The organism is Streptomyces luteireticuli, from assembly GCF_041519305.1.
In the GTDB taxonomy this organism is placed as follows: Bacteria; Actinomycetota; Actinomycetes; order Streptomycetales; family Streptomycetaceae; genus Streptomyces; species Streptomyces luteireticuli.
On the sequence record NZ_CP167927.1, the window covers coordinates 7,881,567 to 7,906,413 of the forward strand.

Here is a 24,847-nt window from a genome sequence, read left to right on the forward strand (position 1 = left end):
GACTAGGCCGCTCCTCCGCCGCCCCGGTCGCCGGGCGGACGCGATGGCCGGGAACGGACCGTCCGCCCGCGCCCGCCGAAGCACCGCAAACCTGACAAGGTGCCACATCCCCCGGGCACAAAGGAACCCGGTGGTGCGGGAGCGCACCAGAGGTGGTGCAGGATGACATCTCGCGCCGGGCACACCACCGTGACCGGCGCGTTCGTGATCCCGACGGGACAGGCAGGTACACGTGACGAACCATCGCTCCGGGCTTCCGGCGGCCCACCCCACCACCGCATCCGAGGAGGACCGATGAGCCGGGACCTGACACTGCACGACATCATCGCCGCCGGCATCGCCGTGGCCGCCGGCCTCGCCGCGGCCCTCGTCCTGCGGGTGGTGCTCCGCTGGCTCGGCGAGCGGGCCCGCAGGACCAAGTGGAGCGGGGACGACATCATCGTCGACGTCCTGCGCACCGTCGCCCCCTGGGCCGCGATCGCGGCCGGCGTCGCCGCGGCCGCCGCCGCCCTCCCGCTGACCCGCGCCGTCGGACACACCGTCAACCAGATCCTGACGGCCGGCGTCATGGCGACCGCCTCCTTCGCCGCCGCCCGCGTCATCAGCGGCCTGGTGCGCACCGTCGCCCAGTCCCGCTCCGGAGTCGCCGGATCGGCCACCATATTCGTCAACATCACCCGGATCACGGTCCTGGCGATCGGCTTCCTCGTCATCCTGGAGAGCTGCGGCATCTCCATCGCCCCGCTGCTCACCGCCCTCGGCGTGGGCGGCCTCGCGATCGCCCTCGCCCTCAAGGACACCCTGGCCAACCTCTTCGCCGGCGTGCACATCCTCGTCTCGAAGACCGTCCAGCCCGGCGACTACATACGCCTCAGCAGCGGCGAGGAGGGCTACGTCGTCGACATCAACTGGCGCAACACGGTCGTCGAGCAGCTCTCCAACAACCTGGTCATCATCCCCAACGCCAAGCTCGCCGGCACGAACATGACCAATTTCAACCGCCCCGAGCAGAAGCTGTCCGTCACCGTCCAGGTCGGCGTGGCCTACGACAGCGACCTGGAGCACGTCGAACGCGTCACCATCGAGGTCGCCGAGGACGTGATGCAGCACGTCGGCGGCGCCGACCCCGAGCACGAACCGGCCGTCCGCTTCCACACGTTCGGGGACAGCCGCATCGGCTTCAGCGTGATCCTCGGCGTCGGCGAGTTCAGCGACAAGTACCGCATCAAGCACGAGTTCATCAAGCGCCTCCACCAGCGGTACGGCACGGAGGGTATCCGGATCCCCGTACCGGCCCGGACGGTCGCCCTGCAACAGGCCGCCACGGAGGCGGCGATACCGCGGCCCCGGGTGCCGTAGGGACCTTCAGCCGAAAGGGACCTTCAGCCGAACCGGCCGGGTGCGCACGGGAGTTCGGTGACGGCCTGCGGAGCGGCATGAGGCAGGCCGAGGCGGCGACGGGCGTCGAGGACGGCGCCGACCTGTCGCCGCCCGTCCGGCCCCCAGTCGAAGAGCTCGGCGGCCTGCTCGGGGGTGGCGAGGAGCCGGGCGTACGTCAGGCCGGTGGCCGGATCGGGGGCCGCGGGGCCCACGTCCGTGACCACCGCGGCCGGCCGTACGCGGGCGCACGGGCCGGGCGGGTCGTACGCCGCACCGGCGCCGTCGTACAGATACCCGAGCGGCACCGGTGCGCCGATCCGTACGCGCGCCTCCTCGAACGCCTCCCGCCGCAGCACGGCCGCCGGGTCGCCCAGGTCGTCCGGCTCCGGCGTGCCGCCCGGCAGACAGGCGGACCCGGAGTCCGGGCCCACCAGCACCAGGACCCTGCCGTCCGGGGCGAAGAGCCACCCCCACGCCTGCGCGGTCCGGAGCCCGGCGGGCGCCGGACCCGCCTGCCACGGCCACCGCTGGGGCTTCCGCGGGGTGCGCAGCACCCCGAGCCGGTCGAGCACCGTCGGATCGGTGGGCACGCCGTCCTCCAGGAACGAGGGGCCGGACCGGTTGATCCGGGCGCGCAGCGCGGCCAGGGCCCGCCGGGCGTCGCGCGGGCCCATGCGCCGGGCGAGCAGGGCCGGTTCGACGAAGCGGACGGCGGTGACCTCCCGCCCGGGCAGCCGGAAACCGGCGATGTCCTCGTCCCTCAGGACACCGCCGTCGAAACAGGTGACCACCTCACCCGGGAACCGCACCTCGGATGCCCTCTTCGGCGGCGCCCAGTCGACGGCAAGGACCCGGGAAAAGGACCGGCGCAGCCCCAGCTCCTCGAAGACCTCGCGGCCGGCAGCCGCCGAGGGAGCCTCGCCGGGCTCCACAGCTCCTCCGGGCAGCAGGCGGGCGGCGCGGTGGTCCACCTCCTCGACCAGGACCCGCCCGGATGCATCCGTGAACAGCACGGAGGCCCCGTTCCGGACGACGCCGCGCGACGCCGCGTACTCCGCGTCGGTCATGCGAGGACAGGGAAGGGGAAGAGGCTCGCCGGGACCGGCGCCGGACCGCAAGGTCACTGTTCCTCCAGCAAGTTCGGACACGGAAGCGGTGATGTGTGCACGGATATGTACCCATCTCCTCGCCGAAGCCCCCGGCCGGCGGGCAGGATGCGACGGGTGAGAGCCTCGGCGCCTCCGGGAGAATGAGGACATGACGACGACAGCACCACCCGACTGGGAGCAGCGCGTAGCCGCCCTGTGGGCCGCCATCGAGGACCACCAACCGGGCGACTTCCGCGCGCAGATGACACGGCTGGCCGACGAGCTGCCCACCGGCCACCCCCTCGCGCTCTTCGAAGTCGCCTCCGCGAACGACAGCACCGGAGAACCCGACGCGGCGGCACCCCTGTACCGGCGGGCACTCCGGGCCGGCCTGACCGGCTACCGGCGCCGCCGCGCCGTCATCCAGCTGGCCAGCACCCTCCGCAACCTCGGCCGAGCCGACGAGAGCGTCGCCCTTCTGACGGCCGAACGCGAGCTGGATCCCGCGTCATTGGACGAGGCCACGGCAGGCCTGGGCGACGCCGTCGACGCCTTCCTGGCCCTGGCGCTGGCCGACAGCGGGCGCGAACGCGAGGCCGCCGCCCTCGCGTTGAACGCCCTGTCCCGGCACCTGCCTCGCTACAACCGGTCCCTGGCGTGCTACGCCGAGGCGCTGTGCGACGGCCCGGGCCGCTGACCGGCAGGCCGTCGGCCACGGAGCGTTGGACTTCGACGTTCGGCTGCAGGCCGGGCGGCGTGGGGCGACGTGGCGGCCGGATGGTCGCGCGGGGCCCGAGGAGGAGCAAGGTGCCGGGCCTGAAGCCGTTCGGCACTGATGAGCGGGGCGCGTCGGAGCGGAGACCGTCGCGCGCGGTATCGTGCGCGAGCGCCATCCGCAGGAGCCGGTCTCTAGGATCCGACGAGAACGGCTCGCCTCGTGATCGTCAGGTAAAAGCGGGAGCGGGGTGTGAACGTGACCGGCCGGGGCCCGGTCCGAAAGGGATTTCCGGGAACGGCGGATACCCCTCCCCGCATCTTCCCGATTGAGTGCAACTCCCCGGCAGCAGCTAGGATTTGGTCGTTCTTGCGAAGGGGAGCTGATGGGCACCAGGTTTATTGAGGTAGACGAATCGCGGCAGGACGAGCCGGGCGTGCAGAGGGGAGGGAGGACGTTGACGGTGGGAGACCAGTCCATTACCCAGGAGACATGGGTGAAGGTCGAAGCCTATGACGACCTCGATCCGACCGTGACCGGGGACGTCCATCTGCACACGTTCGCGGTCCCGGGTATGGAAGTCCGGGTCGGGGCCGCGAAGGGTGACGAGGACGGAAGCGGCGAATTCGAAACCAGGTTGGTCCCGTCCGTCCAGTATTACCAGATCGAGCTCGGGCCCGACTCACTGAACAAGCTCCATGATGCGCTCCGGCCCTTCATCGCGGCCGCGCAGGAATGCGAGCCGCCGAAGGGCCGCAAGGCACGCGCCAAGTAGTCCGCAATGTCCCCTCCCGCGAGGGGGCATTGCCGTATGGCAGACGGCGGGGCCCGCCTTGTCGGAACAGCCGCCATGCTTTCCCTCCGTCCGCGCCCCCACCACAAGAACCGCAGGCGCAACTGCTCTCCGCCCACGTGGGGCCGGCCTGTTATGCGAGGGGCCGTGGAAGCCACGGGGCCTCATGACCTCCACGGCCCTGTCGAAGCTGCTTCTCCTGCGAGCCGAGGCCGATGCTCGCTGTCAGACTGCCCGGAAGCTCAAGCGCGGTGCCCAGGACTGCCAGGTGTGGAAGTCGTTTGCCGGCTCCGAAAGGACGCTGCCCGTGCAGTCGGCGTTGGTGTACATGTCGAGCCGCTTGTCGGCCAGGTTGAACACCCCATAGGCAGGGAAGGGAAACGTGACGCAGTTCGACCCGGGATCGGCGTGCCACGACGTTCTCCCTTCCCAAGGGGTCTCGTAGAAGCACGCGGATCCGTTCACGCAGACCGGTTCACCCGGCTTCCGGTTATCGAGACTGTCGGCCGAAGCGGGACCGGCGAGAAACGTCATCGAGAATGCCGCCGCCGAGGCGCCGATCGTGAGGGCGGATTTGATGCGAAGAACCATGACTGCCTCCGTGAAGTCCAAGAAGTGAGGCGAGTCAGGCGCTTTTGTGAGGACGGGGAGCTTCCTTGTTCCGCCTCGATGCAGTGCTCAGCGTAGAGGCGCCTGAGCCCTGTCGACTGCACTGTTCTGGCCTGGACGGGGAGTTGAACGTCCGGTTCAAGTCAATGGACGCAGTTCTGGTAGGCGCACGTTGCGAAGAGGGTACCGGCCTGCGGATCAGGACCGAGATGGTGCCCGGCGTGACGGACGCAGGTCGTGGCACGGCACTGCACGGCCGGGAAAGCGGTGTTCCGGCCGGACCGTGTGACGCGGCCGGTCTGCTCGGTGTCCGCCGGGAGTTCAACGGGGGGTGTTCCGCACGGAAGCCGGCGGATTCGGAGGCGGCCTGCCGGGCTTCGGCCTCGGCGGTCTGCCATCGCGAGTGGTCGAGCGCCGTCCGGGCCGCGTTCTCGCCCAGGAGCAGGTGGGTGGGGCGGTGGTCGCGCTTGGCCACGCGGACGGAGACGCCCGGGGAACCGAACCGACCGGGACCCTCACCCGGGCACGGCCGCCCCGAAGAGCTCCCGGGCGTTCGCGTCGAGAATCCTTGCCGCCTGCCCCGGCGGGAGACCCGATTCCTCGACATAGGCGACGGCGGTCCGGAAGAGGTCCCCGTTCTCGTAGGGGAAGTCGGTCCCCAGGACGATCCGGTCGGCGCCGAGCGACTCCACGGCCGCCCACAACGCGGGCGCGTGCCCGTGGCCGACGCTGTCGTACCACAGGCGACGGGCGGTCGCGCTGGGCTGTTCGGCGACGTCGGGCGCCTGCCACTCCCAGGCGTGCTGGTTGTCCATGCGCCGGAGCAGCATCGGCAGGGCCCCGCCCAGATGGCAGACGACGAACCTGATGCGCGGGAACCGGCCGGGGACACCGGCCCGGATCAGATGGGCGACGGCGACGGTGTCCTCCAGCGGCGCGCCCACGGACCAGGTCAGATGGAAGTCCGTGACGAGCCTGCTGCCGGCGCCGCACCCGGCCGGGTGGACGAACAGGACCGCCCCGCGGCGGTCGAGCTCGGCGAGGACGGGCGCGAATGCGGGGTCGGTGAGGGAACGGTCCAGGACCGAGGTGGTCACGCACGCCCCGTGCAGGCCCAGTTCGTCCAGGGAACGGGCGAGCTCCTCCAGCGCGGGACCGGTGTGGGGGAGGGGCAGGGAGGCGAGGGCCAGGAACCTCTCCGGCCAGTGCGCGACGACCTCGGCGTACTGGTCGTTGACGAACCGCGCCGCGTGCAGCGCATGGCGCGGATCGGCGAAGTGGGGCGACTGGGGCGGGGCGGAGAGCACCTGACGGGTGACACCCGCCGAATCCATCAGCGCGAACCGCGCCTCGAGCTCCGTCCCGCCCAGCCCCGCGCCCATGCCGCGCTGGAAGGCGGTGTCGGTCCGCCCGTACCCCTCGAGGAGATCGAGGTATTCGTCGGTCCACAGATGGGCGTGGACGTCGATGCGCATGAACCGCCTCCTTCGGCCGGCGGCAGAGGACTTCAGCTGGCGGTCCCGACCAGGCCGCCGTTGGCGTAGACGGTCTGCGCGGTGATCCACTTCGCTTCCGGCGAGGCGAGGAAGCGGACGAGCGGCACGATGTCGTCGGGGTCCCCGATGTCGCCGTTGACGCTCATGCTCTTGAGCCAGGCGATGTTCTCGTCGGTCTCGGCCGGGTAGAAGAAACTGGTCTTGAGCGGGCCGGGAGCCACGCAGTTGACGGTGATGCCCCGGCCGCCGATCTCCTTGGCGAGCGACTTGGTGTAGTGCTCCACGGGGCTCTTGCTGCCCGCGTAGCCGCCGTACGTCGGGGCGGTGACCGCGACGATCGTCGTGATGAGGTTGAGGATCCGGCCGTGGTCGGCCATCCTCGTCGCCGCCTCCCGCATCAGGAAGAACGGAATCTTCGCGTTGACCGCGAACATCCGCTCCCACTCGTCCTCGGTGAACTCCGCCACGGGCTTGCGGACGATCATCCCGGCGGTGTTGACGAGGATGTCCCACCGCCCGAACTGTTCCAGCGTCGCGTCCACCAGCGCCGTGACCCGGTCCACCCGGGTCAGGTCCCCCTGCCAGGTGGCGGCCTTCACGCCCAACCCGGTGAGCTCACCGGCCACTTGCGCGGCCTGGTCGCGCTTGTGGTCGCTGTTGTAGTGGACCATCACGTCGGCGCCGTCCCGGGCGAGCGCGGTGGCGAACTTCTGCCCGAGATTGGCGGACGCGCCCGTCACGACGGCGGTCCTGCCGCTCAGTACACCGGTCATGGTCTCCTCCTCCTCACGCCGCATCGCGGAACTCCGCCGGGCGACGCGGGACTTCGCTTCGGATCGGTACGCAGCCGGGTGGCTTCCACGCCCGTGTTCCGTGAGCAGGGGGGTGAGGAGGGGCGGCGGCCGTCGGCGACCGCTCCTGGCGCGGCGACGACGACGCGACGGCCACGATCCGTGATTTCCCCTGTGCACGATGCACTCCGCATACGTTCGTGCAACCGGCACCGAGAACGCGGGCACAGAGCCCACCGCGGACTGCCGAGGTCCCCGGGCCCGCCGGTGACCTGCAGGGAAGCCCCCGGTAAGGCCATAAGCGGTTCCCCTCGCGCGAATGCGGACACTCCTACCAGGCTGAGCCGCCGCGGGGGCGGCCGCAAACGCACACCGGCGGCAGCCGCGATCCGCCGGCCCGCAGGCCCGGACCCGCCGACGGGTCGCACCCGCGTCCTGGCCGATCAGGCCCCCTGGCGCCGCTGTCCCCGACCCCGCACCCTGGTGGCGGAGATGCCGTCGGGACGCCCGGGAGGACACATGCTGTACGCCTTCGGCTTCGAGCGGATCGGCGTGGTGGCGAGCGACCTGTACTTCGTGGACCCCGACCCGATCCCGGGACAGGAGGGCGCCGAGCGGGGGGTACGGCTGGAGGTCCGCGTCCTGCGGCCCGGGGACCTCCCGGGAGGCATCTACGCGTCCCGGCCCATCGTGGTCGACCGTCCCGTGTGGCGGGCCGACCTCCTGGAGTCGGTGGCGGGCCCGGCAGGCAGCCTGGACCGGGCGCACCACCACCCGGGCTTCGAGGGCTGGGAGCCCGGCGAGCGCGTCTTCGACGACGCGTTGTCCGCCGCACCGCTGGACTGGGTGGCCGGCAGGCTGGCCGACCTCGGCACCCTCCTGGCGGAGGCGAACGTCCCGCCCTCCGGCGCGGGACCGCACGACGCCGCCGACCTCCGCAACGCCCTCCCCGACATCATGGCGGCCGTACGGAAGTTGCTCGACGGCGTGGCCAAGGGGGAACTGGCCCGTCCGCCCGCGGGCCGGGAGGGGGAGCCCCTCACGGACGCCCGCGTCAGCTGGCTGTGACGGGCGGTACGAACCCGGGACCGGACGCGCAGCTGTCGTGACGGGAGGCGGCGGGGGCCCGGTCCGCCGCGGGAAGGGCAAGGAACTCCACCACGAGGGCGGCGAATTCGTCCACGAGAGGGGAGCTGTTGCCGGCGCTCCAGGCAAGGGCGACATGGTGGGGCGTGATGTCACGGACGGGGACGTGGGTGACATCGGGGCGGGTGTAGAAGGTCGCGACGGACCGGGGCAGGATGACGACGCCTTCGCAGGAGGCGACGTATTCGAGCTTCTCCTCGACGGCCCGGGGAAAGCGCCGCGCGTCCCCGGACCGCGCGTCCGGCGGTACGGGTATTTCGCGCCACTCCGGGACCGCGTCCGGGTCCTGGAGCGGCCGCTCCCCGGCCAGATCGGCGAGGCCTATGGACTCCCTGCCCGACAGGCGGTGGCCGGCGGGCACCACGGCCACGCGCGGTTCGCTGTAGAGCGGGCGCAGACGGAGCCCGCGCTGGTCGAGGGGCATGCGGACGAACGAGACGTCGGCCCGGCCGTCGAGGAGGGAGCGGGTCTGGTCGTCCCAGGAGGTGCGGACGACGTCCAGGGTGATGCCGGGGTGCCGGGCCGCCATGGCCCGTACGGCGTCGGTGACGGTGATGCCGGGCATGAATCCCACGGTGAAGCGGGCCGGTTCGCCGGCCGCGCGGCGGACCCGGTGGCGCAGGGCGTCGGCCGCCGTGAGCAGGGGACGGGCGTCGTCCAGCAACTGGCGTCCCGCGGCGGTCAGTTCGGTGGAGCGTCTGTCCCGCCGGAACAACTGGGCGTGCAGCTCGGTCTCCAGGGCGCGGATCTGCCGTGAGAGCACGGGCTGCGCGATGTGCAACCGCTCGGCCGCGCGCCCGAAATGGAGCTCCTCGGCCACGGCCACGAAGTACCGCACCTTCCTCAGGCTGAGGTCCATCCCGGTTCCCCCTCTTGCCGGCCGACGCCTGACGCCCTTGATACCCCAAGGGTATGACAGCGGGCGGAACAGGTCTTGGACGGCATCGCGCGGCGCGGAGCAGGATCGAACCGATCCCGAATCCGGCTCCACGGAAGGCTTTTGCCATGACTGCCAACGACTTTCCCACCGGCACTCCCATCAGTACGCTCACCGGCCGGCGCGTCGTCGTCCTCGGCGGCACCTCGGGCGTCGGACTCGCCACCGCGGCGCTGTCCGCACAGCACGGGGCGGATGTCGTCGTCGTGTCCCGCAACCCCCGGAGCGTGGAGCGGGCGCAGGCGTCCCTCCCGCCGACCGCCACGGCGGAGACCGCCGACCTGACCGACGCCGCCCAGGTCTCCGCGCTGATGGAACGCCTCGGCTCCTTCGACCACTTGGTGTTCACCGCGGGCGAGCCGCTGGAACTCACGCCCCTGGACACGCTCGACGTGAAGGCGGCCCGCGAGTTCTTCGGACTGCGCTACTTCGGAGCCCTGTCGGCGGTCACCGCCGCGATCCCGCATCTGCGCCCGGGCGGTTCGGTGGTGCTGACCTCCGGTACCGCCGGACAGCGGTCCGGACCGGGATGGGCCGTCGCCGCGAGCATCTGCGGAGCGGTCGAGTCGCTGACCCGGGCCATGGCCGTCGAGCTGGCCCCGGTCCGGGTCAACGCGGTACGTCTGGGCATGGTGCGCACCCCCCTGTGGTCGCACATGCAGGAGGACGAGCGGGAGGAGATGTACGCCCACATCGGCCGCTCCCTGCCGACGGGACGCGTGGGCGGCGCGGAGGAGGCCGCCGAGGCCTATCTGTTCCTCATGAACCAGCGCTTTGCGACCGGCTCGGTCGTGACGGTGGACGGCGGGGGACTCCTGGTCTGAGCTGCGCCCGCCATAGGAGCACGCAAACTCAGTGCTTCGAACGCATGGCGTACGTGGTGCGTACGGCAGATGTTCGGGCTCCGTACGGTTCGTGGGGTCCGTGGGGTAGATTCTGGCCCAGGAGGTGCCCCATGTCCGAGTTGTTCGACGCGGTCGACGCGTTGGTCGCGTCCCGTTCCCCGCTGCCGCCCCCGGCGGAGCGCAAACGGCTGCGGCAGGCGCACGGCCTGACCCTGGACGAGGTGGCGGGCGCGCTCGACGTACGCCGGGCGACCGTCAGCGGCTGGGAGGCGGGCAGGACCGAGCCGCGGCCGCCGGAGCGTGAGGCGTACGCGCGTCTCCTCAGGCAGCTCGGGGAGCTCTACCCCGCCCCCGCCGACGGCATCCTGCCCGCTCAGGACACGGCGGTGCCGCAGACGGACACCCCCGCGCCCGCCCCGGCGGAGGCGCACACCTCCCCGGCGCCCGCCCCTGCGACCGTGACCGCCACCGCGCCGGACACCACCCGGCCCCGCCCGGTCGTAAACGACACCACCGACACCACCGCCACCACGGCTGCACCGCCGCGTCCGGGCGCGGCCGTGGCGAAGCCCGCCCCGAAGAAGCCCGCCCGGGAGAAGTCGGCCGCCCCGCCCGCCGCCGACCCGCGTTTCGCCAACGGCCCGCTCGCCGTGATCGACACCGACTCCGACGGCCGGGTCTCCGCCTACTGTGCCGACGGCCTGATCCTGGACGTACCCGCCAAGTCCCTGCCCTCCCTGGTGGAATGGGCGCTCACGGAGGCCCGGCTCGGCGCGCCCCGGCTGAGCCATCACGGCCGCGACGCCGACCCGCTCCTCGTCCTCACCGATGCCGCCGCCACCCGCTACGGCCTCCCGGCCCGGCTGTCGGACGAGGAGCGCCACGCGGGCCGCCTGCCGGAGGACCACAAGGCCGTCAAACAGCTCACCAGGGCGGACTGGCAGCTCACCCGGCGGGGCCTGGGGCCCTGGGCGTGGATCTACCGGCCCGCCCAGGGGTCCCGGCGCATCTGCGTGCAGCTGTGCGTCCTGGGCTGGGACGCGCTCGACCCCCGCTCCTGGGGCCACGCCGCGTCCCTGCCGCCGGCCGAACTCGCCCACCTCCTCGGCACCTACGCGACTCGCGTGATCACCCCGCGCGGCTCCACCGCCGTGAACGGCCTGGAGCTGATGACCGCTCTGCACCCGCCGACCCGGGCCGGTGCCCCGGACGCCGACGGCAGACGCCACAGCGAGTACAACCCCGGCTCCCTCGGCAGTGCGCCGGTGGACTGCGCCCCGCCGGAGGCCCCCGACGGGCACCCGCTCCTCGCCGGCCTGCCCCGGTTCCACCAGCGCGGCCCGGCCGAGATGCTGCTGGAAGAGGCGTACGACTGGGCGCGGCCGCTCACCGACGACGAGTACCACAGACGTTTCCTCGTGGGCATCGACGTCAACATGGCGTTCGCAGCCGGCGCGAACGGCGCGGTGGTCGGCCTCGGCGCCCCGGTCCACGTCAAGAACCCGGCCTTCGACCCGAAGACGCCCGGCTCGTGGCTGGTCGACCTCTCCCACGTCGAGCTCGACCCGCGCCTGCCCAACCCCTTCACACCGACCGGGGAACGCCCGGACGGCCCGGCCTGGTACGCCACGCCGAGCGTGGCGTACGCGGTCGAGCTCGGCCACGCCGTCGCCCCGGCCGAGGCGTACGTCCGGCCCGAGAACGGCCGCTACCTGGACGCCTGGTACCAGCGGCTGCGCGACGCCTACATCGCCACGATGGCCGACCTCGGCGTCACCATCGGCATGGAGCCCCAGGCGTTCCTCGACGCCATGGCCCGGCACAAGCGGACCGACCCCGACCTCGCGGTCCTCCTGTCCGTGATCAAGGCCACGGTCAAGGGCGGCATCGGGAAGCTCCGCGAGCGCCCGCGGGGCGGTGGCTGGCGCCCGGGGCAGCCGTGGCCCGCCCTCCAACGCCCGACCTGGCGGCCCGACATCCGCGCGGCGGTCATCTCCCGTACGCGCGTCAACATGCACCGCAAGATGCTCAAGCTCGCCCGGGCCACCGGCCAGTACCCCGTCGCGGTCCTCTCCGACTGCGCCGTGTACGCCTCCGACGGCCCGAGTCCGCTGGACTTCCTGCCTTACGAGGACGGCAAACCGCTCAAGGGCGGCTTCCAACTGGGCGTCTCCCCGGGCATGGTCAAGCACGAGGGAACCCAGACCGTGCTGTGGTCCGAGGAAGTGCGCGAGCAGTACGGCCAGGACCTCAACCTGGCCCGCTACATCAAGGACGGCAACGTCACCGCCAAGGACGACGGACAGTAGGGGACGAAGACGATGGACACGGTCGGGGAGGGCCTCGACAAGGCACTCCAGAAGGCGTTCACCCGCCCGGTGCCCAAGTCGGCCGGTGCGCAGATGCGTTACCTCGTCAAGCAGCACAAGGGCAGCACCAAACAGGTCGCCCAACTGCTCGGCGTCACCCAGCGCACCGTAGAGCGGTACGTGAAGGACCAGATCAGAAGACCCCGCCCGGACCTCGCCGCGCGCATAGAACGGGAGGTCAGGAAGCGCTGGCAGCCGCAGGTCAGAGCCAGGGCGAAGGAGGCAGCGGCCACCACGGACGGCATCATGGTCGACACCCGTGCACGCTTCGGCTACACCGCCGCCCCCGGGACCACGGACGACGCCCGGCTGCGCCACCTCACCGTGGCGCTGCCGCCGCAGTACGCGGCCCGGCTGTTCGAGGCCCAGGACGCCGGCGCGACGGAGCCGCAGTTGCGCGACATCGCCGCCGAGGGCCTGGGCGAGGTCTACTTCCGCGACCGCAACCGCCGTGCCCATGGGCTGCTGGTCGAGCTGACCGACGTCGAGCACATCGAGTTCGAGCTCTGAGCGCTCGGACACGGCACGGGGCCGGAACGTGGTGTGACTGAGCACTACTCGGCTGTCGGATGAGCGCAGCAGTTGGCGGACTGAGCGTCCCGATCGGCGGAGGTCCGTTCACCGCGCATGCGGCCGGCGTCAGGGCCCCGGGGGCGTGGTCACGGTCGGGGCCCTGGGCAGTGGACGGGTCAGTAAGCCTGGGCGGCGGCTCCGGCAACATGGACGTCCTGGTCGACCGTGCCGCCGGAGACGCCGACGGCACCGACCGTACGGCCGTCCGCGTCCACGATCGGCAGTCCGCCGCCGAAGGAGATCAGGCCGCCGTTGCTGTGCTCAATGCCGTAGGCGGGCCCGCCGGGCTGGGAGATCTCACCCAGGGTCGCGCTGGGCATCGAGAAGAGCACCGAGGTCCTGGCCTTCTTCAACGCCAGGTCGATGGAGCCGAGCCAGGCGTCGTCCATCCTCGTGAAGTGCAGCAGGTGGCCGCCGGCATCGACAATGGCGATGTTCATCGCGGTACCTGTCTCCTCGGCCGCACTCCGACCGGCGGCAGCGATGCGAGTGACATCATTCAGGGTGAAAGCAGACACGTTTGTGCCTTTCATAGGGGTGGGCCGTTGTGTACGCATCGAGCCTCGCGCCCTCGCCGCGGCGCCACCAGAGTGTGCTGTGGCGGGCCACAGCGTTCCTGGGGATGACAACCCCAGGAACGCCCCACTGGCCGGATGCGACACTTACGGGCGTGAGTGAGCTCGGAGACTTCCTGAAAGCCAAGCGGGCGCAGATCGCCCCCGAGCGGGTCGGGCTGCCCGCCGTGGGCAACCCCCGTCGCGTTCCCGGCCTGCGCAGGGAGGAGGTCGCCCAGCTCGCCGCGGTGAGCGTCGACCACTACACCCGCCTCGAACAGGGCCGGGTGGCTGCAGCCTCCGACAATGTCCTTGCCGCCCTCGCCCGGGCTCTGTTGCTCACCGACGACGAACACGCCTACCTGCGGTTGCTCGCACATGCGCGGCCGTCACGCCGCAGCCCTATGACACCGGTCAGGGTCGCCCCGCCGGTGCAGGACCTACTGGATGCGCTGACCGGCACCCCGGCGTTCGTGCTCGGCCGCCGCTCCGACATCCTCGCCTGGAACGTCGCCGCCACCGCGCTGTTCTGCGACTTCGCCGCCCTGCGGCCCGAGCACCGCAATCTGGTCCGGCTGGTGTTCCTCGAGCCCCGCATCCGCGGGCTGTACGAGGACTGGGCGGCCGTCGCTGCCGAAGCGGTGGCCCGGCTGCGCATGGACGCCGCGCACAACCCCGAGGATCCGCGGCTGACCAAGCTGGTCGGCGAGCTGTCCGTCCGTGACGCCGACTTTCGCCGCTGGTGGGGCGGACACGGCGTGCGCACCCCCACCGCAGGACGCAAACGCCTGAACCATCCGCTCGTCGGCAGCCTCGAACTGGACTGGCAAGCAATGCGGATCGGCGCCTCCCCCGACCAGACCCTGGTCACCTACACCGCCCCGGCAGGCTCGCCCACCCGCGACGCTCTGGCCTTCCTCACGTCCTGGCAATCCCCCACAAACGCCGCCGACCACCCGGCATAGCTACCGCGCTCATCCGCCGGCTGAAGCGCTCAGTCAGACGTGGGCCGGGAGGACTACCGTTGTGCGGGAGCCCGGCGGAGATGGTGACTCACATCACCGACGAGGTTGATGCGGACTCGTCGTTCCACGAAGCGCCACTGCTCGTCACGGCGCTCGAAGCGGTCGTGGTAGCGGCCGCCGGCAATGGGTTGCAGTGGCAGGCCGGGCAGTGCCTGCAGCACGGTGACGTACGAACGCGAGCTTGCCGTGCTCGCCTGTTCGTCGACCTCGATGGCGATGTTGGTGATGACGTGCTGGGTTCGCGGGGTGCCGTCGGCGTGGACGATCAGGGTGTCCCGGAACATCTTCTCGATCGCCTGGCGGCTGCTCACCGGCTCGCCGCTGCCGATGAAGGTGGCGTCGGCGAGAAGGGCGCCGAGTCCTGCGAAATCGCCGTCGTCCACGAGCTCGGCGTAACGTGCGATCAGGTTCTCGATGGCCCGGTGGCTCAGTGCCGGTTCGGCAGGGATTCGGACGGATTTGGACATGAGCTCCTCCAGGCGGGACGGGCGGTCTTCAACGCTGCTTTGCTGAAACAAGGCTGCAATTTTGACAGTTGTGACAAGTAGCTTGCCGTGTCGGTGACACCCACCGTGCTTCGGCACAGCCAGGCACTCACCTCGCGACGGACGGAACCGGCGTGCCGATATCGTCCGCCGGAACCACCGAAAGGAACCCCGCCATGCCTTCCACGCCTTCCACGCCCGTCACACCCGACACCGAACGCTCCGTCGGCTCGCCGATCACACGGTTCGGCCTGGGCACGGCAGCGGTCGGGCGGCCCGGCTACATCACGCTCGGCCGTGACGTCGACCTGCCGGCCGAGCGCACCGTCGAGGCGCTGCGCGGGCGGACGCACGCACTTCTTGACGCCGCCTATGCGGCGGGAGTGCGCTACTTCGACGCGGCCCGCTCCTACGGCCGCGCCGAGGAGTTCCTCGCGGAGTGGCTGACGTCCCGGCCGGAGGCCGCGGCCGACGTGACGGTGGGCAGCAAGTGGGGCTACACCTACACCGCCGGCTGGAGAGTCTCCGGAGTGCCCGCGCACGAGGTCAAGGAGCACTCGACGGCGGTGTTCGACCGTCAGATCAGGGAGACCAGGACACTGCTGGGCCGCCACCTGAACGTGTACCTGGTGCACTCCGTCACTCCGGACAGCCCGGCGCTGACCGACCCCGCTCTGCACGCCCGCCTCGCCGAGCTGGCGGCGGAAGGCGTCCGGGTCGGCCTGTCGACCAGCGGCCCGGAACAAGCCCGGGCCATCCGCGCGGCGTTGGGGGTGATGGTCGACGGCCGGCCGTTGTTCGCCGCTGTCCAGTCCACCTGGAACCTGCTGGAGCCGTCCGCCGCTCCGGCACTGGCCGAGGCGCACGCGGCGGGGTGGCTGGTCGTGGTGAAGGAGGCCATGGCCAACGGCCGCCTCGCAGGCCGCAATGCCACGGGCCCTGACACCGCGGCGCTGCGTTCCGCGGCGATGCGCGCGGGCGGTTCGTGCGATGCCCTCGCACTGGCCGCGGCCGCTGCCCAGCCCTGGACGGACATCGTGCTCTCCGGCGCGGTCTCCCCGGAGCAGCTGGCATCCAACCTCACCGCGGCCGACCTCCCCGTCACCCCCGGCATCCTGGCCGGGCTCGCGCCGCTCGCCGAGCCGGCGGAGACCTACTGGCGCACTCGCGCCGCACTGCCCTGGGCGTGATGAGCCACCCCGGTGTGCCCGTTGGTAGCAATGATGCGGCTATGTCCTGCTGTTGACGATGTGCTTGATGAGCAACAGGTGGCGCATTTTGTACCTACTGCTGTAGGTGATGCTTGTGGCGGATGGGGCGTAACCGCTTCAATGCGTCTTGTTGCTCGACAAAGCTTCCTCACCAGGAGCCTCCTGACGGCCCCACCGGGAAATCGGAGTTCCAAATGCCGCAACGTCCAGCGAAGAGACTTTCCCTCACCGCCCTCGCGGGAGTGACCCTCGTCCTGCCCGCCCTCGCCCTCGGCGGGACGTCCGCCGCCTCCGCCGCGGCCCCGGCCGTGGGATCCGGGCTGTCCGCCCGTATACAGGCTGCCGCGCCCGGACTTGACGACCCCCACAAGAAGGACATCGCGATGCAGCTGGTCTGCAGCGCGGAGAACTCCTCGCTCGAGTGGCGCAAGTACTTCGCCTACATCGAGCCCTACGACGACGGCCGCGGCTACACCGGCGGCATCGTCGGCTTCACCTCGCGCACCGGCGACATGCTGGAGCTGGTCGAGAACTACACCAAGGCCAAGCCCGGCAACCCGCTCGCCGCGTACCTGCCCGCCCTGCGCAAGGCCAATGGCTCCGACTCCCACTCCGGTCTCGGCAAGCCCTTCGAGGAGGCGTGGCGGAAGGCCGCCCAGGACAAGGCGTTCCAGGACGCCCAGGAAGCCCTGCGCGACCGCATGTACTTCAACCCCGCCGTTAAGCAAGCGAAGGACGACGGGCTGCGTACGCTCGGCCAGTTCATCTACTACGACGCGATCGTCATGCACGGCCCCGGCAACGACAGCGACAGCTTCGGCGGCATCCGCAAGAGCGCTCTGGCGAGGGTCAAGCCCCCGTCCCAGGGCGGTGACGAGAAGGCGTACCTCAACGCGTTCCTCGACGCCCGCAAGAAGGTCATGAAGAAGGAGGAGGCGCACAGCGACACCAGCCGTGTGGACACGGCCCAGCGCGTCTTCCTCAACGACGGCAACTTCGACCTCGAGCCACCGTTGAAGTGGAAGGTGTACGGCGACTCGTACCGCATCGACAAGTAGAGGCGGGGCCTTCCCCAAGTGTCCTCCTGCGGTCCCCACACACGGGAATCACAGGAGGACAACGGAACCCCTGGTGCTCGTTTCTGTCGTTCCGGCCATGATGTGCGGACCGGCCGAAGACGTAAGCCGGACAGTCCGTTACGAAGTGGCGGTTTTCCCTTGTCCCACCTCTGCCCCTCCACGGGGCGTGCGGGAGACGAGCAGCCCATCGGTGCTCGGACGAGGTGCGCCGGGAAGCCCGGGCGGGGCCGTCACACTCCCGTCCCGGGTCTCGGCAGCAGCGTACGGGGAGACGCCGGGCGTGGACGGACGCAGAGCGGGCAGCGGTGAACCACCACGACCATACGAACGGGGCGGGTCCGTGTGCGCTGTTGATCGCCGGCGCTGTCGGTGTCGGCAAGGCCTCGGCCGCGGACCTGCTGGGAGATCTTCTCTCCGTTGCCGGTGTGCCATACGCGGTAAGGGACTTGGGCTGCCTTTGCCGGTCGTGACCGGTTCCTGAGGGCGTCCTGTTCGACTTCTCTCTGTTGCTGCGTAATTTGCGTGCTCTGACCGCGGACTGCCTTGACGCTGGTGTGTGGTGGTTCGTTATGGCTGGCGGGGCCGGGTTGTGGGGCAGGGCTGCTGTGGGGGCCCTGTACCGGGGCATCGGCGGGAACCTCGCCTGTGGCCGGGGTTCGCCCGCCGAAGTGGTCGGGGGCTGGATGAACAGCCCCGGGCACCGGGCGAACGTCCTCAACTCCGGCTTCACCGACATCGGTATCGGTTTCGCCGGGGGCGGCAGGGCCGGTACGTTCTGGATGCAGCTCTTCGATGCGGTGTGGTGGGGTTTCTCCCTGTTGCCCGTCCTTCCGTCGTTTCTGGCGGGCCCCCCGGCACCGCCGCTTTGCCGCGATGGCCTTAAGCGCCGGCCGGGCCGGATTGTGCGTGCGGGTTGGGCTGTTGCACCTGCTTTGGAGAACCGGCCCGGCCGGCGGATCCACCCCGGCCCGGCAATACCGGCCCGGCCGGGTTCGAGGTCGAGCGGCGCAGCCGCTTTCGGGGCCCGGGGCGGAGCCCCGAAAAACGGGGTGGCTGAGGGGCACCCCTCAGGAAACGGTGAAAGGGCGGGACCGGGGCTCCTCCCTCCCCGGAGGCCTGTCGGCCTCTACTGACTTCCCAACCAGGGCCAGAAGGCAGCAAATTGGCGTGCATTCCACTTGATATACCGCAGGTAATGGTCGACTTGTGCCCATCGGGTGCCGGGGCCTGCGGCTCTGCGCCCCGCGACCCCACCCCAAGTCCCCTTCTGTCCGGACGGGATCCAGCCACTCAAGTCACATCATGGACAAGGTGAGTTGAATGTGTGCCCGCTGTAAAACATGACAGCCGTTGACGGCCCGAGGGTGCCCGATTTTTCTCCGCCGAAGCGGGATTCCGGCTTTATGCAACGACGTTGCGTATGTCACACCTCCGTGCGGATCTTGAATTGTGCGCGTCAAGACTGACAGGGTTTCGAACACCCGGACGCGGAGCTTCCGCCGCTCCGGGCGCAATTGCGACAGCGTGCAATTGCCCCCCCCACGCAACTGCACGAGGAGGAAACCTCGTTATGGCGACACGCAAGCGCGCCGGCAAGCGACGGCTCGTACTGGCGATATCCGCCGCGACGGCCGTCACCGCCGGAGCCACCCTGACGGCTCTGCCCGCCGGTGCCGCGACGCCCAAGGAAGGCGCCGTGTACGGCACGGAGGCCAAGGGCGCCATCGACGGCAGCTACATCGTCATGCTGAAGGACGGCAGAAGCGGTGCTTCCGCCCAGGCCGTCTCAGAGCAGGGCAAGAACCTCACGGAGCAGTACGGCGGCAAGCTGAACCGTACCTACACCTCCGCTCTCCACGGCTTCTCCGCCAGCGGCCTCGACCGGTCCGAGGCGAAGCGGCTCGCGGCCGACCCGGCGGTCGCCAAGGTGGTCCAGAACCACCGCTTCACAGCGAGCGCCAGCCAGCAGAACCCGCCCTCCTGGGGCCTGGACCGCATCGACCAGGCCGACACCAAGGGCGACGGGAAGTACACCTACCCGGACAGCGCGGGCGAGGGCGTCACCGCGTACGTCATCGACACCGGAGTCCGCATCAGCCACAAGGACTTCGGCGGTCGCGCCTCGTACGGCTTCGACGCCGTGGACAACGACAACAACGCGGACGACGGCAACGGCCACGGCACGCACGTCGCCGGCACCATCGCCGGTACGCAGCACGGCGTCGCCAAGAAGGCCAGGATCGTGGCCGTCCGGGTGCTGGACGCACAGGGCTCGGGCAGCACCGAGCAGGTCGTCGCCGGCATCGACTGGGTCACCAAGAACCACAAGGGCCCCTCCGTCGCCAATATGAGCCTCGGCGGCGGCGCGGACGAGGCACTCGACGCGGCCGTGCAGAAGGCCATCGCCTCCGGCGTCACCTTCGCCGTCGCGGCGGGCAACGAGTCCACCGACGCGAGCAAGGGCTCCCCGGCCCGGGTGAAGGAAGCGATCACCGTCGCCTCCAGCACCAAGGACGACCAGCAGTCCGGCTTCTCCAACTACGGCAGCGCAGTCAAGATCTACGCCCCCGGTACGGATATCACGTCCGACTGGAACGACAGCGACTCCGGCAGCAAGACCATCTCCGGCACGTCCATGGCCACCCCGCACGTCGCGGGCGCCGCCGCGCTGTACCTCGCCGCGCACAAGGACGCCACCCCGGACCAGGTCCAGTCCGCCCTGGTCGCCGCCGCCACCCCGGACAAGATCACCAACCCCGGGACGGGCACACCGAACAAGCTGCTCAACGTCAGCAAATAGGGCCTACTTTTACCTGAGTTGATCCTACAGGGCCGGCCGTCGCACCTCACCCCCACGGGGCGCGACGGCCGAACTGCGTTGCACAGCATCAGACCGCCCGCCAGCAGGTCCATGGCCCGGCTCGGCGACATCCTCCAGGTCCGGCGACGGCCGCCCCTCGGACTCGATCGAGGCGCGAGCGATGATGTGCGTCCACGGCGGTGCCGGTTTCGGCAAGACCATGGCCGTCACCAGCTGCCTGCGCGAACTCGAACCGGACGAGGACATCCGCCGCATCACCTTCCACGCCCGCGCCACCACCCGCGCTGTCCGCCACGAACTGCACGCCGCCCTCGAACTGCCGGGCCAGCCCCCGCGCTACGCCAGCGAGTTCGACCACCTCCTCAAGAACGCGCTCGCCACTCATCCGCGCACCCTCGTCCTGGACGAAGCGCAGTGGCTCCAAAGCGACCAGCTGGAGTACGTCCGATACCTCTGGGACGACCCCTATACCCAGCTCGCCGTCATCTTCGTCGGCGGCGAGGGCTGCCACGCCGCGCTGCGCAAGGAACCGATGCTGTCCTCCCGGATCTTCATCTGGCAGCGCTTCACCCGCCTCACTGGTGACGAGGTGTTGGAGGCCATCCCGCTCTACCACCCGATCTGGGCCGACGCAGACCCGGACGACATCACCTTCGCCGACAGGCACGCCGCCCATGGGAACTTCCGTAACTGGTCCCGCCTGACCGCCCATACCCAGACGGCCATGGAACGCACCGGCCGGGCCCGCGTCGACCAAGAAGTACTGCGCTGGGCCTTCAGCCGCCTTGGCTCGGGCGCATAGGCCCGTCTGCCCCGCCCACGCCGTTCTCCAAGCGCATCGCCTGCCCATATGCCAGACGGGGGACCGGGAGTCGTGCTGCTGCCGGCCCCACTGCCCGCCCCCAGCGCCGCTATGCCTAGCGCGTGCCGATCGCTGTCAGTTGCCAGGCCCCGTCGCTGGTTGATCGGAGAGGGTTGGACACCCGGCACTCCGCAGCCAGCCCTTTCCGCCGGAACCTACGCCCACTCTCGAAGCGCGGCCCGTTGCGGTTCGCTCAACTTGCCCCGCTGCTGGCGGGGATGACATGGAAGACCCCTGCAGGGACAGACCCGCCCTGCCCCGCCACAGGCACGGCTCCGTACTTCACACCCATTCGATGCCCAGCTTCCGTAGCGCGTCCAGTTGCTCCGCCGTGAGCTTGTCGCGTCTCGATTTGGTGTTCGATACCCAGACGCCCAGTTTCACGGTCACCGGCCCGGCCTCGCTGTCGACCGCGATCTGTTCGCTGTGGCTCCTCGGCACGGGCCGGTGGGCGCCTTCCCGCTTCACCCACTGTGCGAGGGCCGTGAGGCCGCGTTGGAATGCCTGCTGTGCCTTGCCCTTCGCCGCATGGCCGGTCGCCGGGGCGGGTGACGGTGCTTGGGGCGGCTTGATGCCCAGCATCGTCAGTCGTTGCTGTTGCTCGGGCAGGAGCCGTGCCCAGGTGCCCGGTTGTTTCTGTTGCTGCGCCCATCGTCCGAGGTCGTCGCCGTCGTAGAAGACGCCGGGCTCGATGGTCGGCAGGGTGCCGTTGGGTTCGGTTTCGGTGAGGTTGGCCAGGATGCGGTAGTGGCGTTGCCAGTCGAGTGGCCAGGGGCAGTTCCAGTCGGGGTCGATCTCTGTGAGCTGCGCTGCGCGCAGGGCGGTTCGTTCCGGGTCTTTGCCGAGGCCGTTTTTCTGGCCTTTTCGGCGGAGGTTGGCCATGTGCTGTCCGATCGGTACCTGCGTCCCGTCGGCGGGGTCGGTCCATACGGCGTCCTGGCGGGGTGCGAGGTGTCCCGTGGCCCGCCGGTACGAGCGGAGCGCGGCGAGCTTGTTTTCCCATGCTTCCTCGCCGGGCTCCCAGACCGTCCCGGCCTCGTCGAGGAGTTCCTTGCGGTGGGGGTCGAGTTCGCGGGCGCGCAGTGCCTTGCGCTGTTGGTGCACCCACCGTCCCAGGGGGAAGTCCTTGGTGACGCCGACTTCGGTCTCGGTGTCGTAGGGGACGGCATGTAGGCCGGTGATGCCGTTGTCGGCTCGCCAGCGGATGAGGGCCTGGTAGCCCTCCAGCCACACCAGGGACTCGGGCCGGATGACGCGGCAGCGGGTCAGTGCCGCGATGTCGGCGGCGCTGCGGGGGGCGGCGAAGTTGACCACGACCGAGGTGACACGGTCTGTCTCCCGCTGCGCCTGGCCATCGGGCTCCCCGCCTTCGCCGCCGCCTGTCCCTGCACCGCCGCGGTCGGGGCGGACATGGAGACGCCGGTGTTCCTTCCTGCGGGTCAGGGCGCGGGAGGCGAGCTGTTCGACGAGGCGTTCGGAGTGGGAGCGGAGGGCTTGGAGGATGTCGACGAGGGGTTGGTAGCTGGCGGAGGCGAGCATGTCCTTGGGGTCCTCGCCGGGGGCGAGGAAGACGGGGATGATGATCCGGGCGGTTTTCACGCTGCCGTCGGGGTTGGGCCGCAGGGCGCGTCCGATGTTCTGGACGATGTCGACCTGGGAGCTGCGGGAGCCGACGATGCACACTGCTTCCACCCCGCGCAGCCCGGTGATGTCGACCCCGACCCCGAGTGCTCGCACGGACGCGAGGAACGCCCGGTGCACTCGCCGGTTGTCGGCGTTGATGCCGTTGGCGAACTGGTGGATGACCTCGCGCCGGTGGGCGATGGGGTGGTCGCCGCACAGCCAGTTGGCCCAGACCCGGTCCGGGGGTACGTGACGGCTGTCCTCCAGTTCGTACAGCTCGGCGTCGATGGAGGAGGCCGGCAGCTCCTCTGCGTCGGCGAGAGCGGCCTCGGACGCCTCGGTGGCATACAGCTCGGCGGCGGTCGCCGGCAACTGCTCGGCGAACGCCTCGGCTTCCTCGACCCGCTGGTGGAAGGTCATGACGGTGTGCAGGTTCATCTGCGCCGCGTGTTCCAGCAGCGCGGCCTGGAGGAGTGCGAGCCGCCGGCCGCGCAGCGCGTCCTCGGACAGGCCCAGGATCGGGTCGGGGTCGCGGATCTCCAGCACGTCGATCTCGAACCCCGCGAGGATCGTGCGCTCCACCGCCTCTGCCAGCCCGAGGTCGAAAATCCTGGTGCCGTAGGTGCTGGAGTCGGCCTCCATCGAAGCGACCACCAGCTCTTGCCCGTCTCGGCCCCGCTGCGGCCGGGGCGAGGCGAGGATCCGCGGGGTGGCGGTGAGGTAGAGGCGGAAGTCGATGGGGATGCGGGCGTTGTCGTGGATCGCGGCCCAGGGCCGGCCGATGTCGCCGGCGGTCATGTGCCCCTCGTCCAGGATGGCGAGGTCGAATCCGTCCATCTGCTGCCCGTACAGACCTTTCCCGCCCGCCAGGGCGGCCTCTAGCGGTCCGCGTACCTTCCGCTGGCCCGACGGGTCCTCCGGGTCCTCGCGGTCCACGAGGGAGGCATACGTGGCGAACATGACCACGGGCCCCTTACCGGCCCACAGGGCGAGCCGGATCGGGTTGGTGGTGGTGCGCACCCCGAGCTGCTCCAGGACCTCGTCCTTGTCCACTGAGCAGACGGCGACCATGGGCGCGCGGTGCCCGACTCGGCGCCACGCCTGGGCGCTCTGCACGATCAGGTCCAGGGTGGGCACCATGACGAGGATCCGGCTGCCCGGGAAGCACTCCAGCGCGGACGCGGCGGCCGTGATGGTCTTTCCGGACCCGGTCGCGGACACCCCCGTGGCACGCGCCCCCTGAGGGGGCACAGACGATCTTGCAGGGAATCCTACCCATTTACGGAACGCCGATTTCTGGTCGACCTGGTGTTCCCTGAGCGGAACCAAAGACATTTCCGTACCTCCCTACACCTAATTCTCGTGGATCCTCAGGTGGCCGGGTGCGGCGTGCAGGCCGCACCCGGCGTCGCTCCGGGCCGAGCCGCCCGCCAGATGGCAGCCGCCGGGCTTTCCGTCCTTGAAGGACGGCTCGTTGTGAGGGTCGCAGGGCCCGGCCTCGCGGGTGCAGCAGCGCCTCCAGGACCCGGCGCCGCTGCGTGGTGTTCGGGTGCGTGCGCGGCAGCACGGCCTTGCGGACGAACGTCTCCAGCCGCACCAGGTCCGCCTGTTCAGGCCTCCGCACGTCCGCGACATGTACGGCCAGCTCAGCATCCTCGGCCGACCATCCGCCGCGCCGCGTCCAGCCCCGGTCCGCGATGCCCTCCAGGGCCTCGCTCACGGCCGTCACCCCGCATACCAGCCCTCTCTGAACTCTTCGCCCTTGGCGCCTGTGTACACATTGCGCTCCACGACCTCGCACTGCGCCCCAGCGACTGCTCCGGCCTCCAGCGCGGCCACCAGGTCGTCCGCCTCGCTCGCGGGCACGCCCTGCGCCTCCAGGAGCGCGAACGGCTTCAACCGGGCGTTCACGTCCGCCGTCTGGTACTGCGTCACCCGGCGCACAGAATCGCTGCTGAGCGCGGGATCTGGTCCGGTAGATTCGTGGTGACCGGTCATCTGCGGCCGTTCCTCTCAGGATTCTGAAAAATCTCCGGTGCGCTTGGAGGGTGTCTCGTGTTTTCGCCAACGGTACATGGTGCATCACCCTGATACGCCCGCTACACTAGAACCCGACACGAACGAGCACCCCCACCCCTCCTAGCCAGCCAGGCCCGCGTCAGCGGGCCCAAGTCCTGGAGGCGCAGCCGGAAGGACTATTGCGGCGAGGGAGCGCAGCGGACTCGCCGGCCCGGGTCGAAGCGAAGCGGAGACCCGGTAGCGGGGCAGAACCCCGCAGGCCTGGAAGCGCAGCGAACAGGCCATCAACCTGCTTGCGCAGCAAGCAGGTTGTGCGAGGGGCGCAGCCCCTCGCACGCGCTCCCGCGGAGCGGGAGCGCAACACCCACGCGCAGCGTGGGTGTTCGCTTGCACAGCGCGCAGCGCTGTGGGACCCGCGGCGCGGGA

Annotated in this window: 22 protein-coding genes; 13 read left to right on the forward strand and 9 right to left on the reverse strand. The window is 70.5% G+C overall.

The genetic code is table 11. From position 1 onward, the window contains the following. The first annotated feature begins 294 nt into the window (after positions 1–294). Positions 295–1,359, forward strand: a complete 1,065-nt coding sequence (locus AB8735_RS35335) for a mechanosensitive ion channel family protein (protein ID WP_372411724.1) — start codon at positions 295–297, stop codon at positions 1,357–1,359. A 23-nt stretch (positions 1,360–1,382) separates the two neighbouring features. Here the strand turns inward: AB8735_RS35335 and AB8735_RS35340 are convergent, their stop codons facing one another. After that, complete coding sequence (locus tag AB8735_RS35340; protein WP_372411725.1) at positions 1,383–2,447, reverse strand: NUDIX domain-containing protein; 1,065 nt, start codon at positions 2,445–2,447, stop codon at positions 1,383–1,385. 190 nt (positions 2,448–2,637) lie between these two features. Here AB8735_RS35340 and AB8735_RS35345 point away from each other — a divergent pair, with 190 nt between their 5' ends. After that, the gene (locus tag AB8735_RS35345) at positions 2,638–3,165 is read left to right on the forward strand and encodes a tetratricopeptide repeat protein (RefSeq protein ID WP_372411726.1); all 528 of its coding nucleotides are present in this window, start codon (positions 2,638–2,640) and stop codon (positions 3,163–3,165) included. Positions 3,166–3,679: 514 nt separating this feature from the next. Further along, on the forward strand, positions 3,680–3,958 hold the full coding sequence (locus AB8735_RS35350; protein ID WP_344021636.1) for a hypothetical protein: 279 nt from the start codon (positions 3,680–3,682) through the stop codon (positions 3,956–3,958). Between the two features lie 243 nt (positions 3,959–4,201). Here AB8735_RS35350 and AB8735_RS35355 read toward each other — a convergent pair whose 3' ends face one another. From AB8735_RS35355 to AB8735_RS35365, 3 genes are all read right to left on the reverse strand, one after another. Continuing rightward, a complete protein-coding gene (locus AB8735_RS35355) occupies positions 4,202–4,567 on the reverse strand; it encodes a hypothetical protein (protein ID WP_372411727.1) in 366 nt (121 codons plus the stop codon). Positions 4,568–5,100: 533 nt separating this feature from the next. Further along, positions 5,101–6,060 (reverse strand): amidohydrolase family protein, encoded by a 960-nt coding sequence (locus AB8735_RS35360; protein WP_372411728.1) that lies wholly within the window; start codon positions 6,058–6,060, stop codon positions 5,101–5,103. A gap of 32 nt (positions 6,061–6,092) precedes the next feature. Then, on the reverse strand, positions 6,093–6,854 hold the full coding sequence (locus tag AB8735_RS35365; RefSeq protein ID WP_344021618.1) for an SDR family oxidoreductase: 762 nt from the start codon (positions 6,852–6,854) through the stop codon (positions 6,093–6,095). 537 nt (positions 6,855–7,391) lie between these two features. Between AB8735_RS35365 and AB8735_RS35370 the strand changes: the two genes are divergently transcribed. Continuing rightward, positions 7,392–7,940 (forward strand): hypothetical protein, encoded by a 549-nt coding sequence (locus tag AB8735_RS35370; protein WP_372411729.1) that lies wholly within the window; start codon positions 7,392–7,394, stop codon positions 7,938–7,940. Here the strand turns inward: AB8735_RS35370 and AB8735_RS35375 are convergent. Beyond that, positions 7,927–8,877 (reverse strand): LysR family transcriptional regulator, encoded by a 951-nt coding sequence (locus AB8735_RS35375; protein ID WP_372411730.1) that lies wholly within the window; start codon positions 8,875–8,877, stop codon positions 7,927–7,929. The genes AB8735_RS35370 and AB8735_RS35375 overlap by 14 nt on opposite strands. Before the next feature lie 146 nt (positions 8,878–9,023). Here AB8735_RS35375 and AB8735_RS35380 point away from each other — a divergent pair, with 146 nt between their 5' ends. The 3 genes from AB8735_RS35380 (at position 9,024) to AB8735_RS35390 (ending at position 12,679) form a co-directional block, all read left to right on the forward strand. Next, positions 9,024–9,779: an SDR family oxidoreductase gene (locus AB8735_RS35380; protein WP_372411731.1), complete on the forward strand. Its 756-nt coding sequence runs from the start codon at positions 9,024–9,026 to the stop codon at positions 9,777–9,779. Positions 9,780–9,910: 131 nt separating this feature from the next. Beyond that, entirely contained in the window at positions 9,911–12,109 is a 2,199-nt protein-coding gene (locus tag AB8735_RS35385) for a helix-turn-helix domain-containing protein (protein ID WP_372411732.1), read from the forward strand. A 12-nt stretch (positions 12,110–12,121) separates the two neighbouring features. Further along, entirely contained in the window at positions 12,122–12,679 is a 558-nt protein-coding gene (locus tag AB8735_RS35390) for a helix-turn-helix transcriptional regulator (protein ID WP_344021608.1), read from the forward strand. A gap of 179 nt (positions 12,680–12,858) precedes the next feature. Here AB8735_RS35390 and AB8735_RS35395 read toward each other — a convergent pair whose 3' ends face one another. Further along, positions 12,859–13,299, reverse strand: coding sequence for a heme-binding protein (locus AB8735_RS35395; RefSeq protein ID WP_372411733.1), 441 nt, complete (start codon positions 13,297–13,299; stop codon positions 12,859–12,861). Positions 13,300–13,364: 65 nt separating this feature from the next. Between AB8735_RS35395 and AB8735_RS35400 the strand changes: the two genes are divergently transcribed. Then, on the forward strand, positions 13,365–14,261 hold the full coding sequence (locus AB8735_RS35400; protein WP_344021604.1) for a helix-turn-helix domain-containing protein: 897 nt from the start codon (positions 13,365–13,367) through the stop codon (positions 14,259–14,261). 53 nt (positions 14,262–14,314) lie between these two features. On the opposite strand, the gene AB8735_RS35405 is transcribed toward AB8735_RS35400, so the two are convergent. Continuing rightward, the gene (locus tag AB8735_RS35405; RefSeq protein WP_372411734.1) at positions 14,315–14,788 is read right to left on the reverse strand and encodes a nuclear transport factor 2 family protein; all 474 of its coding nucleotides are present in this window, start codon (positions 14,786–14,788) and stop codon (positions 14,315–14,317) included. 194 nt (positions 14,789–14,982) lie between these two features. Between AB8735_RS35405 and AB8735_RS35410 the strand changes: the two genes are divergently transcribed. The 5 genes from AB8735_RS35410 (at position 14,983) to AB8735_RS35430 (ending at position 20,719) form a co-directional block, all read left to right on the forward strand. Continuing rightward, on the forward strand, positions 14,983–15,996 hold the full coding sequence (locus AB8735_RS35410) for an aldo/keto reductase (RefSeq protein ID WP_372411735.1): 1,014 nt from the start codon (positions 14,983–14,985) through the stop codon (positions 15,994–15,996). A 215-nt stretch (positions 15,997–16,211) separates the two neighbouring features. After that, a complete protein-coding gene (locus AB8735_RS35415; protein ID WP_372411736.1) occupies positions 16,212–17,075 on the forward strand; it encodes a chitosanase in 864 nt (287 codons plus the stop codon). Positions 17,076–17,665: 590 nt separating this feature from the next. Beyond that, positions 17,666–18,229, forward strand: coding sequence for a CAP domain-containing protein (locus AB8735_RS35420; RefSeq protein ID WP_372411737.1), 564 nt, complete (start codon positions 17,666–17,668; stop codon positions 18,227–18,229). A gap of 437 nt (positions 18,230–18,666) precedes the next feature. Beyond that, entirely contained in the window at positions 18,667–19,896 is a 1,230-nt protein-coding gene (locus AB8735_RS35425) for a S8 family peptidase (RefSeq protein ID WP_372411738.1), read from the forward strand. A 181-nt stretch (positions 19,897–20,077) separates the two neighbouring features. Then, positions 20,078–20,719, forward strand: coding sequence for an AAA family ATPase (locus AB8735_RS35430; RefSeq protein ID WP_372411739.1), 642 nt, complete (start codon positions 20,078–20,080; stop codon positions 20,717–20,719). 342 nt (positions 20,720–21,061) lie between these two features. Here AB8735_RS35430 and AB8735_RS35435 read toward each other — a convergent pair whose 3' ends face one another. Next, positions 21,062–23,737, reverse strand: coding sequence for a Helicase associated domain protein (locus tag AB8735_RS35435; protein WP_372404112.1), 2,676 nt, complete (start codon positions 23,735–23,737; stop codon positions 21,062–21,064). A 390-nt stretch (positions 23,738–24,127) separates the two neighbouring features. Further along, positions 24,128–24,337, reverse strand: coding sequence for a hypothetical protein (locus AB8735_RS35440; protein WP_372404111.1), 210 nt, complete (start codon positions 24,335–24,337; stop codon positions 24,128–24,130). Positions 24,338–24,847: the final 510 nt, after the last annotated feature.

Excerpts from the sequence above, each read along its gene's own strand:
- AB8735_RS35335 (WP_372411724.1), top strand. The coding sequence starts at position 295 with ATGAGCCGGGACCTGACACTGCACGACATCATCGCCGCCGGCATCGCC.
- AB8735_RS35340 (WP_372411725.1), bottom strand. The coding sequence starts at position 2,447 with ATGACCGACGCGGAGTACGCGGCGTCGCGCGGCGTCGTCCGGAACGGG.
- AB8735_RS35345 (WP_372411726.1), top strand. The coding sequence starts at position 2,638 with ATGACGACGACAGCACCACCCGACTGGGAGCAGCGCGTAGCCGCCCTG.
- AB8735_RS35355 (WP_372411727.1), bottom strand. The coding sequence starts at position 4,567 with ATGGTTCTTCGCATCAAATCCGCCCTCACGATCGGCGCCTCGGCGGCG.
- AB8735_RS35360 (WP_372411728.1), bottom strand. The coding sequence starts at position 6,060 with ATGCGCATCGACGTCCACGCCCATCTGTGGACCGACGAATACCTCGAT.
- AB8735_RS35365 (WP_344021618.1), bottom strand. The coding sequence starts at position 6,854 with ATGACCGGTGTACTGAGCGGCAGGACCGCCGTCGTGACGGGCGCGTCC.
- AB8735_RS35370 (WP_372411729.1), top strand. The coding sequence starts at position 7,392 with ATGCTGTACGCCTTCGGCTTCGAGCGGATCGGCGTGGTGGCGAGCGAC.
- AB8735_RS35375 (WP_372411730.1), bottom strand. The coding sequence starts at position 8,877 with ATGGACCTCAGCCTGAGGAAGGTGCGGTACTTCGTGGCCGTGGCCGAG.
- AB8735_RS35380 (WP_372411731.1), top strand. The coding sequence starts at position 9,024 with ATGACTGCCAACGACTTTCCCACCGGCACTCCCATCAGTACGCTCACC.
- AB8735_RS35385 (WP_372411732.1), top strand. The coding sequence starts at position 9,911 with ATGTCCGAGTTGTTCGACGCGGTCGACGCGTTGGTCGCGTCCCGTTCC.
- AB8735_RS35390 (WP_344021608.1), top strand. The coding sequence starts at position 12,122 with ATGGACACGGTCGGGGAGGGCCTCGACAAGGCACTCCAGAAGGCGTTC.
- AB8735_RS35395 (WP_372411733.1), bottom strand. The coding sequence starts at position 13,299 with ATGCGTACACAACGGCCCACCCCTATGAAAGGCACAAACGTGTCTGCT.
- AB8735_RS35400 (WP_344021604.1), top strand. The coding sequence starts at position 13,365 with ATGACAACCCCAGGAACGCCCCACTGGCCGGATGCGACACTTACGGGC.
- AB8735_RS35405 (WP_372411734.1), bottom strand. The coding sequence starts at position 14,788 with ATGTCCAAATCCGTCCGAATCCCTGCCGAACCGGCACTGAGCCACCGG.
- AB8735_RS35410 (WP_372411735.1), top strand. The coding sequence starts at position 14,983 with ATGCCTTCCACGCCTTCCACGCCCGTCACACCCGACACCGAACGCTCC.
- AB8735_RS35415 (WP_372411736.1), top strand. The coding sequence starts at position 16,212 with ATGCCGCAACGTCCAGCGAAGAGACTTTCCCTCACCGCCCTCGCGGGA.
- AB8735_RS35420 (WP_372411737.1), top strand. The coding sequence starts at position 17,666 with ATGGCTGGCGGGGCCGGGTTGTGGGGCAGGGCTGCTGTGGGGGCCCTG.
- AB8735_RS35425 (WP_372411738.1), top strand. The coding sequence starts at position 18,667 with ATGGCGACACGCAAGCGCGCCGGCAAGCGACGGCTCGTACTGGCGATA.
- AB8735_RS35430 (WP_372411739.1), top strand. The coding sequence starts at position 20,078 with ATGATGTGCGTCCACGGCGGTGCCGGTTTCGGCAAGACCATGGCCGTC.
- AB8735_RS35435 (WP_372404112.1), bottom strand. The coding sequence starts at position 23,737 with ATGTCTTTGGTTCCGCTCAGGGAACACCAGGTCGACCAGAAATCGGCG.